The sequence below is a fragment of the Mycetocola spongiae genome (genome assembly GCF_020424085.1).
Classification (GTDB): Bacteria; Actinomycetota; Actinomycetes; order Actinomycetales; family Microbacteriaceae; genus Mycetocola; species Mycetocola spongiae.
In genome coordinates this window covers 1782056-1796972 of sequence record NZ_CP080203.1, presented here as the reverse complement: position 1 = coordinate 1796972, position 14917 = coordinate 1782056, and the positions used below count along the sequence as shown (strand labels likewise).

General features: G+C 69.2%; 12 protein-coding genes. 8 read left to right on the top strand and 4 right to left on the bottom strand.

Annotated features, from left to right (window positions below; all coding sequences use genetic code 11):
• Nucleotides 1-105 precede the first annotated feature (105 nt).
• Nucleotides 106-1383: an acyl-CoA dehydrogenase family protein gene (locus KXZ72_RS08070; protein ID WP_226080052.1), complete on the top strand. Its 1278-nt coding sequence runs from the start codon at nt 106-108 to the stop codon at nt 1381-1383.
• Nucleotides 1384-1392: 9 nt separating this feature from the next.
• Here KXZ72_RS08070 and KXZ72_RS08065 read toward each other — a convergent pair whose 3' ends face one another.
• A complete protein-coding gene (locus tag KXZ72_RS08065) occupies nt 1393-2655 on the bottom strand; it encodes an isochorismate synthase (protein WP_226080050.1) in 1263 nt (420 codons plus the stop codon).
• Nucleotides 2656-2839: 184 nt separating this feature from the next.
• Here KXZ72_RS08065 and KXZ72_RS08060 point away from each other — a divergent pair, with 184 nt between their 5' ends.
• From KXZ72_RS08060 to KXZ72_RS08045, 4 genes are all read left to right on the top strand, one after another.
• Entirely contained in the window at nt 2840-3544 is a 705-nt protein-coding gene (locus KXZ72_RS08060; RefSeq protein WP_226080048.1) for a demethylmenaquinone methyltransferase, read from the top strand.
• A gap of 61 nt (nt 3545-3605) precedes the next feature.
• Nucleotides 3606-4622, top strand: a complete 1017-nt coding sequence (locus KXZ72_RS08055; RefSeq protein ID WP_226083479.1) for a polyprenyl synthetase family protein — start codon at nt 3606-3608, stop codon at nt 4620-4622.
• Nucleotides 4623-4710: 88 nt separating this feature from the next.
• Nucleotides 4711-6069 carry an FAD-dependent oxidoreductase gene (locus KXZ72_RS08050; protein WP_226080046.1) on the top strand — a complete coding sequence of 453 codons (1359 nt, stop codon included), beginning with the start codon at nt 4711-4713 and terminating at the stop codon, nt 6067-6069.
• A 145-nt stretch (nt 6070-6214) separates the two neighbouring features.
• Nucleotides 6215-7360 carry an alpha/beta hydrolase gene (locus KXZ72_RS08045; RefSeq protein WP_318999863.1) on the top strand — a complete coding sequence of 382 codons (1146 nt, stop codon included), beginning with the start codon at nt 6215-6217 and terminating at the stop codon, nt 7358-7360.
• Here KXZ72_RS08045 and KXZ72_RS08040 read toward each other — a convergent pair.
• The gene (locus tag KXZ72_RS08040) at nt 7357-8304 is read right to left on the bottom strand and encodes a hypothetical protein (RefSeq protein ID WP_226080045.1); all 948 of its coding nucleotides are present in this window, start codon (nt 8302-8304) and stop codon (nt 7357-7359) included. The two genes, KXZ72_RS08045 and KXZ72_RS08040, sit on opposite strands and share 4 nt — an antisense overlap.
• Nucleotides 8305-8343: 39 nt before the next feature.
• Here KXZ72_RS08040 and KXZ72_RS08035 point away from each other — a divergent pair, with 39 nt between their 5' ends.
• Nucleotides 8344-9381 carry an NAD(P)H-dependent flavin oxidoreductase gene (locus KXZ72_RS08035; protein WP_226080043.1) on the top strand — a complete coding sequence of 346 codons (1038 nt, stop codon included), beginning with the start codon at nt 8344-8346 and terminating at the stop codon, nt 9379-9381.
• Here the strand turns inward: KXZ72_RS08035 and KXZ72_RS08030 are convergent.
• Both KXZ72_RS08030 and KXZ72_RS08025 read right to left on the bottom strand, forming a co-directional pair.
• Entirely contained in the window at nt 9378-10232 is an 855-nt protein-coding gene (locus KXZ72_RS08030; protein ID WP_226080041.1) for a hypothetical protein, read from the bottom strand. The genes KXZ72_RS08035 and KXZ72_RS08030 overlap by 4 nt on opposite strands.
• A 66-nt stretch (nt 10233-10298) precedes the next feature.
• Nucleotides 10299-11903: a helix-turn-helix domain-containing protein gene (locus KXZ72_RS08025; RefSeq protein WP_226080034.1), complete on the bottom strand. Its 1605-nt coding sequence runs from the start codon at nt 11901-11903 to the stop codon at nt 10299-10301.
• Between the two features lie 199 nt (nt 11904-12102).
• Here KXZ72_RS08025 and gabT point away from each other — a divergent pair, with 199 nt between their 5' ends.
• Both gabT and KXZ72_RS08015 read left to right on the top strand, forming a co-directional pair.
• Nucleotides 12103-13443, top strand: coding sequence for a 4-aminobutyrate--2-oxoglutarate transaminase (gabT, locus tag KXZ72_RS08020; protein WP_226080032.1), 1341 nt, complete (start codon nt 12103-12105; stop codon nt 13441-13443).
• A gap of 11 nt (nt 13444-13454) precedes the next feature.
• Nucleotides 13455-14915, top strand: a complete 1461-nt coding sequence (locus KXZ72_RS08015) for an NAD-dependent succinate-semialdehyde dehydrogenase (protein ID WP_226080030.1) — start codon at nt 13455-13457, stop codon at nt 14913-14915.
• The last annotated feature ends 2 nt before the right edge of the window (nt 14916-14917 follow it).

Here is a 14917-nt window from a genome sequence, read left to right as displayed (position 1 = left end):
CCTTTGCAATAAACCCCCCTCACGGGTGGGCACGCGGATAGCGTGGGGAGAAGTTGGCCGCCCCGAGACCGGGGCGGCCGCCTCCTCGCCGAAAGGACCCGCCCCGTGTCTACCCTCACCACCGCCCCCGCCCTTCCCACCGGTGTGGATGCGGACGGTCCGGCCGCAACCGATGCCGAGTTTGCCCGGATCCGCGCGGGCTTCCTGCCCCTGTTTGAGCGCATCGCCGCGGGGGCCGCCGAGCGCGACCGCACCCGCACCCTGCCGCGCGCGGAGATCCGTGAGCTGGCCGCCGCGGGCTTCGGGGCGCTGCGCGTGCCGCGCGCACTGGGCGGCCCGGGCCTGGATCTTGTGCAGGTATTCCGGCTGCTCGCCGAGCTCGCCGCCGCCGATTCCAATATCGCGCAGGCGCTGCGCGGACACTTCGCGTTTATCGAGGATCGCCTCGCCGGCGGTTCGCCCCGGTCCCGCGAGCTCTGGGCCCGGCGCGCGCTCGCGGGCGAGCTGGTGGGCAATGCCTGGACCGAGATCGGCGCCGCCGTGCAGGGCCGTCCCGGGACGCGGCTGAGCGTGGGCGGCACCGGGCTGCTGCTGAACGGCGAAAAATTTTATAGCACCGGCAGCATTTATGCCGATTGGATCGACGTGCTCGCGGGCGAGGACGGCACCGAGGAAACGGTATTCCTGGCTGTATCCACGCATCAGGACGGGGTGGAAAACAGCGATGACTGGGACGGCTTTGGCCAGCGCACCACGGCCTCCGGCACCGCGCGCTTCCGCGATGCGGCCGTGGATCCCGGGGAGGTCATCCGCGCCGAGGAACGCTTCGGCTATCAGGCCTCGTTTTATCAGGCCTTCCACCTGGCGGCACTCGCGGGTATCGCCCGCGCCGCGACCAGCGAGGCCGCCGCGCTGCTCGCCGCCCGCGATCGCTCCTATAGCCACGGCAATGCCGCCCGGGCCTCCGCCGATGCCCAGCTGCTCCAGGTGATTGGCGAGGCCTCCGCCCAGGCCTATCTGCTGGAGGCGCTGAACGAGCGGGTAGCGGGCACGCTGCGCGACGCCTATCTGGCGCAGCGCTCGGGCGATACCGAGCGTATCCGGCAGACGATTGATAACACGGTGCTCGCGGCCTCGGCCGCGCAGGTGGCGTCGATCCCGGCGGCGCTGCGGGCCACGGGCATCGTCTTTGATGCGCTCGGGGCCAGCGCCGTGCGCGAGGCAGCCGCGCTGGATCGGCACTGGCGCAATGCCCGCACGGTCTCCAGCCATAACCCGTGGGTATATAAGGCCCGCATCCTCGGCGAATACGAGGTGGGAGGGGTGCTGCCCGATCAGCACTGGCGCGTGGGCCGCCCGGACGGCGCCGCCGCGGCGTCCTAGCCGGGCCGGTTAGCTCAGGGCGTCGAGGATGGGGCGGAATTTAATCCGCGTCTCCTCGAGCTCGGAGGCCGGATCGGAACCCGCGACGATTCCGCCGCCGGCATAGGCGGTGAGTGTGCCATCCGCGTCGATCTGCGCGCCGCGCAGCGCGATCGCCCACTCGCCGTTTCCCTGGGCATCCACCCAGCCCACCGGCCCGGCATAGCGCCCGCGGTCAAAGGGCTCGAGCTCGGTGATCAGCGCGGTGGCCTCGGGGGTGGGGGTGCCCCCCACCGCGGCGGTGGGATGCAGGGCCTGCACGAGGTCCAGCGCGCTCGCGCCATCCAGGATGCGCCCGGTGATATCGGTGGCCAGGTGCCAGAGATTGGGGAGTTGCAGCGTAAACGGGCTCTCCCCGCCGAGCAGCTGCGCGGCATGCGGCGCCAGCGACGCGAGGGCGCTGCGCACGGCAAAATCGTGTTCATCGCGGTCCTTGCCCGAGTCCATCAGCGCATCGGCCGCGGCGTGATCGGCCGCGGCATCGATGCCGCGCGCAGCGGTCCCGGCCAGCACCCGCAGGCTCAGCGCGCCGCCGCGCACGCTGACCAGCGTCTCGGGGCTGGACCCGATCATGCCGTCCACGGCATATGTCCAGCAGTGGGGATAGGTTGCGGCCAGATCGGCCACGATGCGGCGACGATCGGCCCCCGCCGGGAGCGTGCCGGTGAGAGTGCGGGCCAGGACCACCTTGGCCACATCGCCACGCCGAATGCGTTCGATCGCGGCGCGCACGAGGTCGAGGTGTCGCTCGGCATCCGCCTCGGGGGCGGCAAGATCCAGGCGCACGCTCTCGCCCAGCGGATCGCGCGGCTGCGTGCGGCTGGCATCGGAGACCATCGCGGGGTGGTGCGTCTCGGGGCCGATGCGCACCCGGGTCACCCAGGCGCGGCCGCCCGAGCGCGCCAGAATCAGCTCGGGCACGATCAGCACGCTGCGATATTCGGAGACGGGGGAGAACGTAAACGTGCCCAGGCCCACGAGGCCCGTGCCGGGCAGCTGCACCGCATCGCGCACGGTGGCGGCGGCGCCGAGCTCGCGCCAATAGCGCGCGGCCTCGGTAAACCGATTCTCGCCCGAGAACTCCACCCGCAGCAGCTCGCCATAACCGGCCAGGCCCTCGCCCTCGCGCAGCCACAGCAGCGGCGACTCGCGCGGCGTATAGGCAAAGAGTGCGCCGGGGTCGGCCACGGCAACGGTGGAGACATGGAGCTGCGGAACGCTTACTGGGGGCACCCCCCTAGCCTAGGCGCTCCGCCGCCAACACACCCGTATGCGCCCGCCCGGCGCGCTCGCCCCCGCCCCGGGGACCGGGTTTTATGGCCCCGATTCGCGCACAGCGGACAAAACCTGCCTCCCGCGGGACGAGGAGCGGAAAACCGGGCCTCATCGCCGGCGTTTATTGCATAGGATGGGGGACATGAATAAGGCCGATCTCTCCAAACAGCCCACCCAGGTCTCGGCGATGTTTGACGAGGTGGCCGCTCATTATGACCGCACAAATACGATCATGAGCATGGGCAATGACCTGCTCTGGCGCGTGGCCACCACGCGCGCCGTGGACGCGGTCCCCGGGGAGCGCATCCTCGATATCGCCGCGGGCACCGGCACCTCGAGTGCGGCGATCGCCAAATCCGGCGCGAGCGTAGTGGCCGCCGATTTTTCCCCCGGCATGCTTGAGGTCGGGCGCAAGCGCTACGGCAAGCTGGCCCGCGTGAGCTTTGTGGAGGCAGATGCCACCAATCTGCCCTTCGCCGATAACGAATTTGACGCCACCACGATCTCCTTTGGCCTGCGCAATGTGGTGGAACCCAAAAAGGCCATCGCCGAGATGCTGCGGGTGACCAAGCCCGGCGGCCGAATTGTCATCTGCGAGTTCTCCACCCCGCCCAATGCCGCCTTCCGCGGCCTCTACGATTTTTATCTGGGAAAGATCACCCCGGCGCTGGTCAAGCTCGCGAGCTCCAACCCCGATGCCTATGACTACCTCAACGACTCCATCCAGGCCTGGCCCACCCAGCAGGTCCTCGCCTCCTGGCTGCGCGAGGCCGGATGGGTGGATGTGGAATACCGCAACCTCACCGGCGGCATCACCGCACTGCACCGCGGTACCAAGGCCAGCTAGGCTAAGTAGCGTGAATCTCAGCCCCAAGAAACGCATCACGAGTCTGTCCCAGCATCTGGGAATGACCGAGCGCATCTTCGCCTCCCCGGAAACCAAGCGCCTCTTGCGGTCGGTGGACGACGGACTCGCCCTGATCGAGGACGGTCTGGAGACCCAGCTGGCCTATACCGATTCGGTGGCCGATAGCATGAGCCGCTACCTCCTGGAGGCCGGCGGCAAGCGGGTGCGCCCGATGCTGCTGCTGCTCACCGCGCAGCTGGGAGCCGGCACCAGCGCCGATGTGATCACGGCCGCGGAGGCCATCGAGATCACCCACCTCGGCTCGCTCTACCACGATGACGTCATGGACGATTCGGATAAGCGCCGCGGCGTCCCGAGCGCGCATACGGTATGGGGAAACTCCGCCGCGATCCTCACCGGCGACCTCCTCTTCGCCCGCGCCAGCCAGCTCATGGCGGAGCTCGGGGAGCGCGCCATCCGGATCCAGGCCGGCACGTTTGAACGCCTGGTCCTGGGCCAGCTGCACGAGACCGTGGGCCCGCGGCCCGAGGATGACCTCGAGGAGCACTATATTCAGGTGCTCGCCGATAAAACCGGTTCGCTGATCGCCGCCGCCGCCCAGTCCGGCGTGATCTTCTCGGGTGCCGATCCCAGCTTCGAGGCCCCGGTGGTGGAATACGGCGAGAAGATCGGTATCGCATTCCAGCTGATCGACGACGTGATCGACCTCTCCCCGGCCCCCGAGGAGACCGGCAAGGTGCCCGGCACGGATCTGCGCGCGGGCGTGAGCACGCTGCCGATGATCTATCTGCGCCGCCTCGCCGAGACCGATGCCGAGGCCGCCGCGCTCGTGGCCCGCATCGAATCCGATAGCGAGGCCGAACTCACCGGCGAGGCCGCCGCGGACTTCTCCCGCGCAATCGCCTCGCTGCGCGAGCACGAGGTCACCGCGCGCACGCTCGACGCCGCGCGGCGCTGGGCCGATGAGGCCGTGGCCGCCCTCGCGCCGCTGCCCGATGGTGCCGTGAAGCAGGCGCTTACGCGCTTTGCCGAGGTCATCGTCGAGCGCTCGCGCTAGCCCCACCCGTTCCAGATTTTTCTACCCGCCGTATCTGCCCGCCTCCCGTTCCGGGGCGCGCGGCAATAGACAAGGAGATACCCGAAATATGAGCAAGCTGCGCCTCGCAATCGTTGGAGCCGGTCCCGCCGGCATCTATGCGGCCGACATTCTGCTCAAGGCCGAACACGACCACAACGTGTCGATCGACCTCTTCGAGCAGCTCCCCGCACCCTATGGCCTGGTGCGCTACGGTGTGGCCCCGGACCACCCGCGCATTAAGGGCATCGTAAACGCGCTGCGCGATGTGCTGGACCGCGGCGATATCCGCATCTTTGGCAATGTGCGCTACGGCGAGGACATCACCCTCGACGACCTGAAGAAGCACTATAACGCCGTGATCTTCTCGACCGGTGCCGTGCGCGATGCCAACCTGGACATCCCCGGAATCGATCTCGATGGCTCCTATGGTGCCGCCGATTTTGTGAACTGGTTTGACGCCCACCCCGATGTTCCCACCGAGTGGCCGCTGGAGGCCCGCGAGGTTGCGGTGATCGGAAACGGCAACGTGGCGCTGGATGTCGCGCGCATGCTCGCGAAGCACGCCGATGACCTGCTGCCCACCGAGATCCCCGATAACGTCTATCGCGGACTCAAGGATTCCCCCGTGACCGATGTGCACGTATTTGGCCGCCGCGGCCCCGCCCAGGTGAAGTTCACCCCGCTCGAGCTGCGCGAGCTGGGCGAGCTGAATGACGTGGACATGGTGCTCTATGACGAGGACTTCGATCACGATGCCGCGTCGCAGGAGGCCATCGAAACCAATAAGCAGATCATGGTGATTAACCGCGTGCTGCAGAAGTGGCGCACCGAGGAGCCCGGCACCGCGAGCCGCCGCCTGCACCTGCACTTCTATGCCAACCCGGCCGAGGTGGTCGGCGAGGACGGAAAGGTCACCGCCTTCCGCTATGAGCGCACGCGCGCGACCGGTTTTGGCGGGGTCGAGGGCACGGGCGAGATCCGCGAGCTGCCGATGCAGGCCATCTATCGCGCGGTGGGCTATTACGGTTCGCCGCTCTCGGAGATCCCGTTTGACGAGACCCGCGGCGTGATCCCGAACCGCGCCGGCCAGGTGCACGATGCCAGCGGCGCCCAGGTGCCCGGCGTTTATGCCACCGGCTGGATTAAGCGCGGCCCGGTGGGCCTGATCGGTGCCACCAAATCCGATGCGATGGAAACCATCGAGCAGGTCCTCGCCGACCGCGAAACCTGGTGGACCCCCGAGGACCCCTCCGAGGAGTCGATCCCGGCGCTGCTGGAATCCCGCGGCGTGGAATATACCGACCTGGACGGCTGGCACCGCCTGGACGAGCACGAGATTAAGCTCGGTGAGCCGCATGAGCGCGCGCGCATCAAGGTGGGAAACCGCGAGGATATGGTCAATATTTCGCGCGATACCCGCGGCTAAACTCGCAGCTTAATCCGGCCGTGCGCCCGTCCCGCGAGGGAGGGGCGCACGGTTTTGTGGTTTTTGACCCGCGCGCCGCGCGAGGCGCTACGCTGAGAGCACGGCCGGGACTGCCCGCCGTGGCGAGCGAAACGGGTGGGCGATCTTGGCCGAAAAAAACAGCGACGCGGGCCGCGGGCCCGCCCTGCCCCGGATCATCCCCGCGCGCCCGGCCGGGCCGGGGCAGATACCGGAGCGCGCCCCGGAAGTTTCCGGCTGGCATCCCGATGTGCTGGGTGCGCCGTTTCAGGCACTCACGCTGCCGCTCGGGGAGGACGTGGACGGGCCGATCCTGGCCACCCTGGTGCGCGATTCGCGCCGCCCGCGCCGGTTCACCGGTGGCGCCGTGCGCGCCGCCGCCACCCGGGCGCATGCCCGCCCGCCCGGCCGACTGGAGGCCGCGGCGGCCCGCGGCACGGACATCCTCTATCTGCACGGCTGGTCCGATTATTTTTTCCAGACCGAGCTCGCCGATTTTTGGCATGAGCGCGGCGCCCGCTTCCACGCGCTGGATCTGCGCCGCTATGGGCGCAGCCTGCGCCCCGGCCAGACCCCGGGGTTCATCGAAAACCTCGAGGATTATGACGCCGATATCGAGGCCGCGCTCGAGGCGATGGGACACGGGGAAAACCCCACCTCGCGCCGCCGCCTCATCCTGATGGCCCACTCCACCGGCGGGCTCACCGCGAGCCTCTGGGCCCACCGCCATCCGGGCCGCATCGAGGCACTGATCCTGAACGCGCCGTGGCTCGAGTTTCAGGCGGGGGAGTTTGGGCGCAATACGCTGGAACCGCTGATCCACCTCGGGGCGCTCTATGACCCGCGCGCCAAGCTCCCGGGCGTGGACTTCGGCTATTACAGCCGGGCCACAAGCGATGTCTTTGGCGGGGAATGGCACCTCGATCCGCACTGGCGGCCCGAACGCGGCTTCCCCGTGAGCGTGGGATGGCTGCGCACGATCCTCGCGGGGCATGCGGCCGTGGCGCGCGGGCTCACGCTCGAGGTTCCCGTGCTCACGCTGCTCTCGGATTCCTCCACGGTCACGCCGTCCTGGTCGGAGCGGATGCGGCATAGCGATAGCGTGCTGGTGGTGGACGATATCGCCCAGCGCAGCCTGCGGCTCGGCTCCACCGTGACGGTCTCCCGGGTGGCCGGGGCACTACACGACGTGTTTTTATCCGAGCCGAAGGTGCGGGCGGATGCCTATGCGCGGCTGGACTCCTGGCTGCGCCGCTATCCGCGCGGCCTCTAGGGCAGGAGGGTGAGCCCCAGCGCCGCCGAGGTTTCCAGGGTCAGATCGGCGACCACGATCAGCGAGCCCGCGGCCAGATCCGCGTCCAGGGGCAGGGCGAGAACCAGATAGGCCCCCGCCGATTGGCCGGATTCCAGCCACTCAACATCGTAAATATTGGGGCGATCCAGGCCCGCGGATTCCAGCGGCCCCAGATATTGCTCCGCGAAGGGCTCCCCCTCCGCCGTGTAATAGGTGAAGCTCAGATCGGTCGCGGGGGAGCCCTCGCCGGTGCCGGGATTATGAACGCTCAGGGGAATGATCATCCACCGGGTGCCCTCGGGGGCGGGGCGAATATCCTCCGCGATCAGCGGCTGCGCGGGGCCATCCACCGCCACCTCAAACTCGGTATCGTAGAGATCCAGTAGTGCGTATTCCCCGACCGGAACGGGTTCGGGGCCCTCGTGATAGGCAAAAAGATCCGCCGAATCATAGCCGGTGGTGTATTCGGTTCCCTGATAGGAGTATTCGGGGGTGTTCTCCCCGGAGGAGGAGATCAGGCCGCCGAGGCCGCCCAGCACCAGCACGCCGAGGGCCACAAGCGGGCCGATAAAGCTGCGGCCGCGCGAGGCGGGGGAGGCCGCGGCGGCGGGCCGTGCCGGGGGGCGCGGGGCGGCGGGAGGCGGAGTGGGCCGCGCGGGCGCGGGATGGGTCGCGGCGTAGCTCTCGCTCTCCATCTCGCGGCGGCGTTCGCGCTCCTGGGCGATGGCGCGCTCGCGCTGGGCCTGCTGCTCGCGCGGCGTGATCGGGGCGATATTCGCGCTGCCCGCCCGGAGGGTCTGGGCGCGGGGATCGCGGCCGCGCCGCGCCTCAACCTCCTCCAGGGAGGGCATCAGAATATAGGTGGGTTCGGGCTCGGGCCCGCGTTCCCGTTTGGCCCGACGCGATTCCCAGGGTGAACTCATAACGCACATCCTATCTAACGCGCGGGGTAGCATCGGGGCATGCAGGTCCTCCCCGAAACCCCGCTCCCGCTGATCGTCGCGCCCATGGCCGGGGGCCCAAGCACACCCGCGCTGGTGGCCGCGGCCGGGCGCGCGGGGGCCCGCGGATTTCTCGCCGCCGGCTATCTGAGCCCCGAGGCCTTTTCCCGGGACCTCGAAGCTACGCACGGGGCCGTGGGGTCACCCGCATTTGGCGTGAATCTTTTTCTGCCCGAGGCCCGGCCGGTGATCCCGGAGGGCCCCGATTATCGGCGCTATCGGGAGGCGCTGGACGGGTTTGCCCGGGCCCGGGGCTATCTCCCGCCGGGGGATCCCGCGCCGTTTCGCGAGGATCATTATCTCCCCGAAAAGCTCGCGCTGATCCTGCGGAACCCGCCCGAGACCGTGAGCTTTACGTTTGGCATCCCCGAGGAGGCGCCGATCGCGGCGCTGCGCGCCCGAGGGTGCAGCGTGGGCGTCACGGTGACCACGGCCGCGGAGGCGCGGGCGGTGCCCGGGGGCCGGGCCGATTATTTGATCGTGCAGGGCACCGAGGCCGGGGGACATCGGGGCAGCCATACGCAGGACGGCGATGCCGCGGGTATTCCCCTGCGCACCCTGCTTGCGGAGGTATCCGCCGCGACCTCCCTGCCGCTGATCGCCGCGGGCGGGGTATCTCGCGCCGCGGAGGTGCGTGAGCTCCTGGCCGCGGGGGCCGCGCGGGTGCAGGTGGGCACGCTGCTGATCGCCGCCACCGAATCCGGGGCCTCGGCGGCGCAGAAGGAGGCGCTGATCGCCGCGTCCGCGGGGGAGAGCGCGATCACGCGGGCCTTTTCCGGGCGCTGGGCGCGCGGCATCCATAACGACCTGATGCGGGAGATCGACCCGGTTGCGCTCCCGGGATTCCCCACGATTCATCACCTCACCGCGGGCCTGCGCGCGCAGGCAGCGGCCGCGGGTGATGCCTCCGCGCTGGCGCTCTGGGCCGGGACGGGGTTGGGCGGCGCGCGCCGGGCCGATGCCGCGGAGATCCTGGCCGGACTGGACCCCGCGGGTTAGCCCGCGGGCGGGGTGAGCACGAGGTACCGCGCTCGCAGGGAGGCCCCGGCGAGGGAGGCCTGCAGATAGCCGCCCGAGATGACGTCCTCGGGCGCGGTGAATCGCAGCGTTGCGGTGACCGATTCCCCCGGGTTCAGGAGGTTCTCCGCCCGGTCCTCCCAGGAGGTTATCCCGGCGGTTGCTGCCTCGCGCGCGCCCATCGGGATACCCGCGGCGTCCACGAGGGCGAGCCGGATCTCCGTCCCGGGTCGGGCCGGGACGGAGCCGGTATTCAGGGCCGTGAGCTCGATATCCAGCCGGGCCTGTCCGTCCTCCTCCGCGGGGGAGATCACGGGTGTTCCGGCGATCAGTTCAAAGGGTTCCTCGCCCGCGGGCCCCAGCGCCATCGGGTCTCCGGGCCGCGCGGGATCCTGCCCGCCCGCGAGGAAGAGGGAAAACGCCGGGTTGCGCGTAGCCGAACCCACCGATTCCGCAATCTGCGCACGCACCTCGGGCGGGGGCGCGGCGGGGGTGAAGAGCCCGGGGCCGTAGACGCTGATCACGCTGAATGCCGCCGGGCCCGCAAGCGCCAGAATTCCCAGGACGGTGCCGAGCCGTGCCCCGGCACCGCGGCGTGTGTTGCGGCTGGCGCGTGCTGCCCGCGGGTGGCGGGCCGCGGGCGTGGGAACGGGGGTGAGTCGCGGGCCCGGGCGTTGCTGCTCAAGAGGGGGAAGCAGGCCGTAGTCGGTTGTGCCCGCGGGCGGTGTTTTTTTGCCGCGCCGCCGCCCGGACCAGCCCTCGTCGAGCGGGGGCATCAGTATATATCCGGGCGTGGGTTCCCCCGGGGTGCCGTGCGGCCGCCGATCCGTCATCTCCTCATCGTAGAAAGCCGTCGCATTTGGCGCGGCGCCGTGGCGCCTCCGGGATGTTTATCCGGCCTATACGGTGTGCAGGGCGAGCCAAAAATTGGTGCGGCTGGCCATCCCGGAGAGGTCCTGCTCGGTCAGGGATTCCACGAGGGTGATCCGGGCGCGCAGCGTATGGCGGTGGATGCCCAGCTCGCGTGCGGCCGGATCCCACTGCCCGTTCTGATCCAGCCATGCGGCCAGGCTCGCGAGCAATTCGGTGCCGTGATGGGCATCGTGTTCGCGCAACGGGGCGAGGATCGCGCGCGCGCGTTCGGCGGCCTCGGTCCCGGTCAGGAGCGCGGTGAGGGTGCGCCCGCCGAGCTCGGCGAAGGTGGTGACGGGCCCGGCCCCGCGCGGGCCGTCCAGCGCGCGCCGCGCCTGGTCGATGCCCGCGCGCAGCTCGGCATAGCCCACCGCATCGGAGAGGCCGGCGCGGAGTTCCGGCGCGGGGGCGGCCTTCTCCGGCCCGGAACCCGCCCCGAGGGGATCGCAAAAATGCAGCGCCCGCTCGGGGGCCTCGCCCGCGGGGAATATCGCGATGATCTCGCGCCCGAGCGTGCCAAAAAATGCGCGTCCGGGCCGGGACTGGGTGTCCTCATCCAGTTCGCGCAGCAGCGGATCGCCCGCGCCGTGCTCGGGCCGCCACAGCGCCACGCGCACGGGTTCCGCCGGAAGCGCCTCGTGGATCTGTTGCAGCGTGAGCCGCGCGAGCCCCGTTTTACCGTCCAGGAGCACCTCCAGCAGCCCCGAGCGCAGGGCCCGCCGGGCGCGACGCAGCCCGCGGCCCTGTCCGAGGGCGAGGCCCGCGAGTGCCACCACATTGGTGATCACCGAATGATCGGCGGCATCGGGCAGGGGCCCGCCGGCAATCGCGAGGACGCCGCGCAGATCGCCGCGCCGGCCGATGGTTTGCAGCCCGATCTCGACCGTGTCCACGCGCAGGGTCGCGGCGGAGCGCTGCCCGCGCGCGAGCAGCCGTTCGGCCTCGGCAAGCATGCGCCCATGCATTTCCGCGGTGAGTGCGGTGCCCGTTCCAAATACGGAGACGGTGGGCCCGGGCGCGGCAAAAAGCACCACCCGGCGCCCGAGCAGCCGGGCGAGTTCCGCGAGGACCGCGGCGAGGGGATTGGGGCGCAGCGCGGCAAAGGAGATCGCGCGCTGGGCGTTAATCGCCCACAGCTCGCGCGCGTGGGAGGCCGCCGCGACCCCGTCGGCCACATAGCGGATCAGGGCGATAAACGGCGTGCGATAGGGCACCTCAAAGAGCGGCAGGCCCACCCGGCGGCAGGCCTGCACCAGCCCGCCCGGGACCCCCTCCCGGATCACCTCGGTGCCATAGCCCAGCGCGGTGGCACCGGCCGCATGCAGCCGCTCCACATAGGAGTCATAATCGGTGCTTACGGCGGGGCCGGTGCGGGCGCCATTGGCCGAGAACTCCCCCTCGCGGCGGCCGCCGCCCAGAAACTGGGTGCCCGTGGTGAGCAGCACCTGACGCGGCGCAAAAAACGGGGTGGGATCGGCGAGGTCCGAGCTGGAGACCCATTCGATCTGCCCGGCCAGCGCGCCGGGCTCATGGGTGATCATGCGCAGACCCAGATCGGGCTGCGAAACGAGTTGGGCCAGTGACAGGGGCATGGCCCCAGGGTAGGAGAGTTCATGCCAGTGTGTCTAATCGTTTGGCCAGATTTTGCCAGATTGGCGTGGGTGTTTCGGGTGTGGCCGACCTAGCATGGCCAGAAGAGGTGCACAGGAGCGCCACCCGCGGGTCAGCACCCGCGTCGCTCCCTCCGGATCGCACCGGTAGCCCGATACCCCAAGACCATGAGGAGTGACAATGTCAGATATCACCGCACGCGGAGCGCAGATCACCCAGGCCCGCAACCTGGTAACCAGCATCCCGGGCCCGCGCTCGCAGGAACTCATGGCCCGCAAACGCCAGGCCGTCTCCTCCGCAATCGGCACCACCATGCCGGTATTTGCCGAGGCGGCCTTTGGCGGGGTGATCGTGGACGTGGACGGCAATACCCTGATCGACCTCGGCTCGGGTATCGCCGTGACCGGCGTGGGCAATGCCGCGCCGCGCGTGGTCGAGGCCGTGACCGCCCAGGTGAATGCCTTCACCCATACCTGTTTTATGGTGACCCCCTACGACGGCTATGTTGCGGTGGCCGAGAAGCTCAACGCGCTCACCCCGGGCACCTTCGAGAAGCGCTCGGCGCTGTTTAACTCCGGGTCCGAGGCCGTGGAAAACGCCGTGAAGATCGCGCGCTCCTATACCAAGAAAAACGCCGTGGTGGCCTTTGATCACGCCTATCACGGCCGCACCAACCTCACCCTTGCGCTCACCGCCAAAAACCTCCCGTATAAGAGCGGCTTTGGCCCGTTTGCCTCCGAGATCTATCGCGCCCCGATGTCCTATCCCTTCCGCGATGGCCTGAGCGGGCCCGAGGCCGCGGCCCGCGCAATCTCGCAGATCGAAAAGCAGGTGGGTGCCGAAAATCTCGCGGCCATCATCATCGAGCCGATCCAGGGCGAGGGCGGATTTATCGTTCCCGCCGAGGGCTTCCTGAACGCCCTCGTGGACTGGGCCCGCGCCAATAACGTGGTTTTTATCGCCGATGAGGTGCAGACAGGTTTTGCCCGCACCGGCGCGATGTTTGCCTCCGAACACTTTGGTATCGAGCCCGATCTGGTGGTCACCGCCAAGGGCATCGCGGGCGGCCTGCCGCTCTCGGCCGTGACCGGTCGCGCCGAGCTGATGGACGCCCCGCAGACCGGCGGGCTGGGCGGCACCTACGGTGGAAACCCGCTGGCCTGCGCCGCGGCCCTGGCCACGATCGAGACCTATGAGGCCGAGGACCTGGCCGCCGAGGCGCGCCGCATCGAGAGCCAGATCCGCGAGGCCTTCACCGCCGCGCAGCGCGAGGACGCCCGCATCGGCGATATCCGCGGGCACGGCGCGATGATGGCCATCGAGTTCATCAACCCGGAGACCGGCGACCCCGATGGCGCGCTCACCGGAAAAATTGCTGCCGCTGCACACGCCCAGGGTGTTATCGTGCTCACGTGTGGCACGTATGGCAACATCATTCGTTTTCTTCCCCCGCTGACCATCGGGGCGGATCTTCTGAACGAAGGCCTGTCCGTGGTTCTTAACGCGCTCGCCGCGGCCTAAGGAGATACATCATGATCACCGAAAAAGAACTGCTCGCCAAGATCCCCACGGGTCTGTTTATCAACGGCACCTGGCGCGCCGCCGCGGGGGAGAAGACCCTCGACGTTTATGATCCCGCCACGGGCGAGGTACTGCTGGCCATCGCCGATGCCTCGGTGGCCGATGGCGCCGCCGCGATGGATGCCGCCGCGGCCGCCCAGGCCTCCTGGGCCGCCACCCCGGCGCGCGCCCGCGGGGAGATCCTGCGCCGCGCCTTTGACCTCCTGCAGGAGCGCCGCGAGGAATTTGCCCTGCTGATGACCCTGGAGATGGGCAAGCCCCTCGCCGAGGCCAACGGCGAGGTGACCTATGGTGGTGAGTTCCTGCGCTGGTTCAGCGAGGAGGCTGCCCGCCTGAGCGGACGCTATGGTGTGAACCCCGAGGGCACCGGCACGATGACCGTATCGCTGCACCCCGTGGGCCCGTCCTTCCTGATCACGCCGTGGAATTTCCCGCTCGCGATGGCCACCCGCAAGATCGCCCCGGCCCTGGCCGCGGGCTGCACCGTGGTGCTCAAGCCCGCCGCGCTGACCCCGCTGACCAGCCTGTATTTTGCGCAGCTGCTGGCCGATGCCGGCCTGCCCGCGGGCGTGGTTAACGTGGTCACCACGTCCAGCTCCTCCGCGGTCTCGGGCCCGATCATCTCCGATTCGCGCCTGCGTAAGCTCAGTTTCACGGGGTCCACCGGGGTGGGCCAGTCGCTCATCACCCAGTCCGCGGAAAACGTGCTGCGCACCTCGATGGAGCTCGGCGGCAACGCGCCGTTTATCGTATTTGAGGATGCCGATCTGGACGCCGCGGTGGAGGGCGCCCTCGCCGCGAAATTCCGCAATATTGGCCAGGCCTGCACGGCGGCCAACCGCTTTATCGTGCATGAATCGGTGGTGGCCGAGTTCACCGAGCGGATCGTGGAGCGCGTGCGGGCCATGAAGATCGGCCGCGGCACCGAGGAGGGCGTGACCATCGGCCCGCTCATCGACGACCGCGCGGTGGCCAAGGCCACCGAGCTGGTAAACGACGCGGTGGAGCGCGGCGCGACCCTGCATATCGGCGGCGCGGCACTCGAGGGTCCCGGCTCCTATTTTTCCCCCGCGGTGCTCAGCGATGTGCGTCCCGGCTCCGATATCCTCCGCGAGGAAATCTTCGGACCGGTCCTCGCGATTGTGTCCTTCTCCACCGAGGAGGAGGGTGTGGCCCTGGCCAATGACACCGAATACGGCCTCGTGAGCTACGTATTTACGCAGTCCGCGGCCCGCGGCCAGCGCATGATCGGCGCGCTGGAGACCGGCATGATGGGCCTGAACGTGGGCGTCATCTCCAATGCCGCCGCCCCGTTTGGCGGGGTCAAGCAATCGGGTATCGGCCGCGAGGGCGGCGCCGAGGGCATCCACGAATATCTCTATACGAAGTACACCATGGCGCCGCTCGGCTAGCG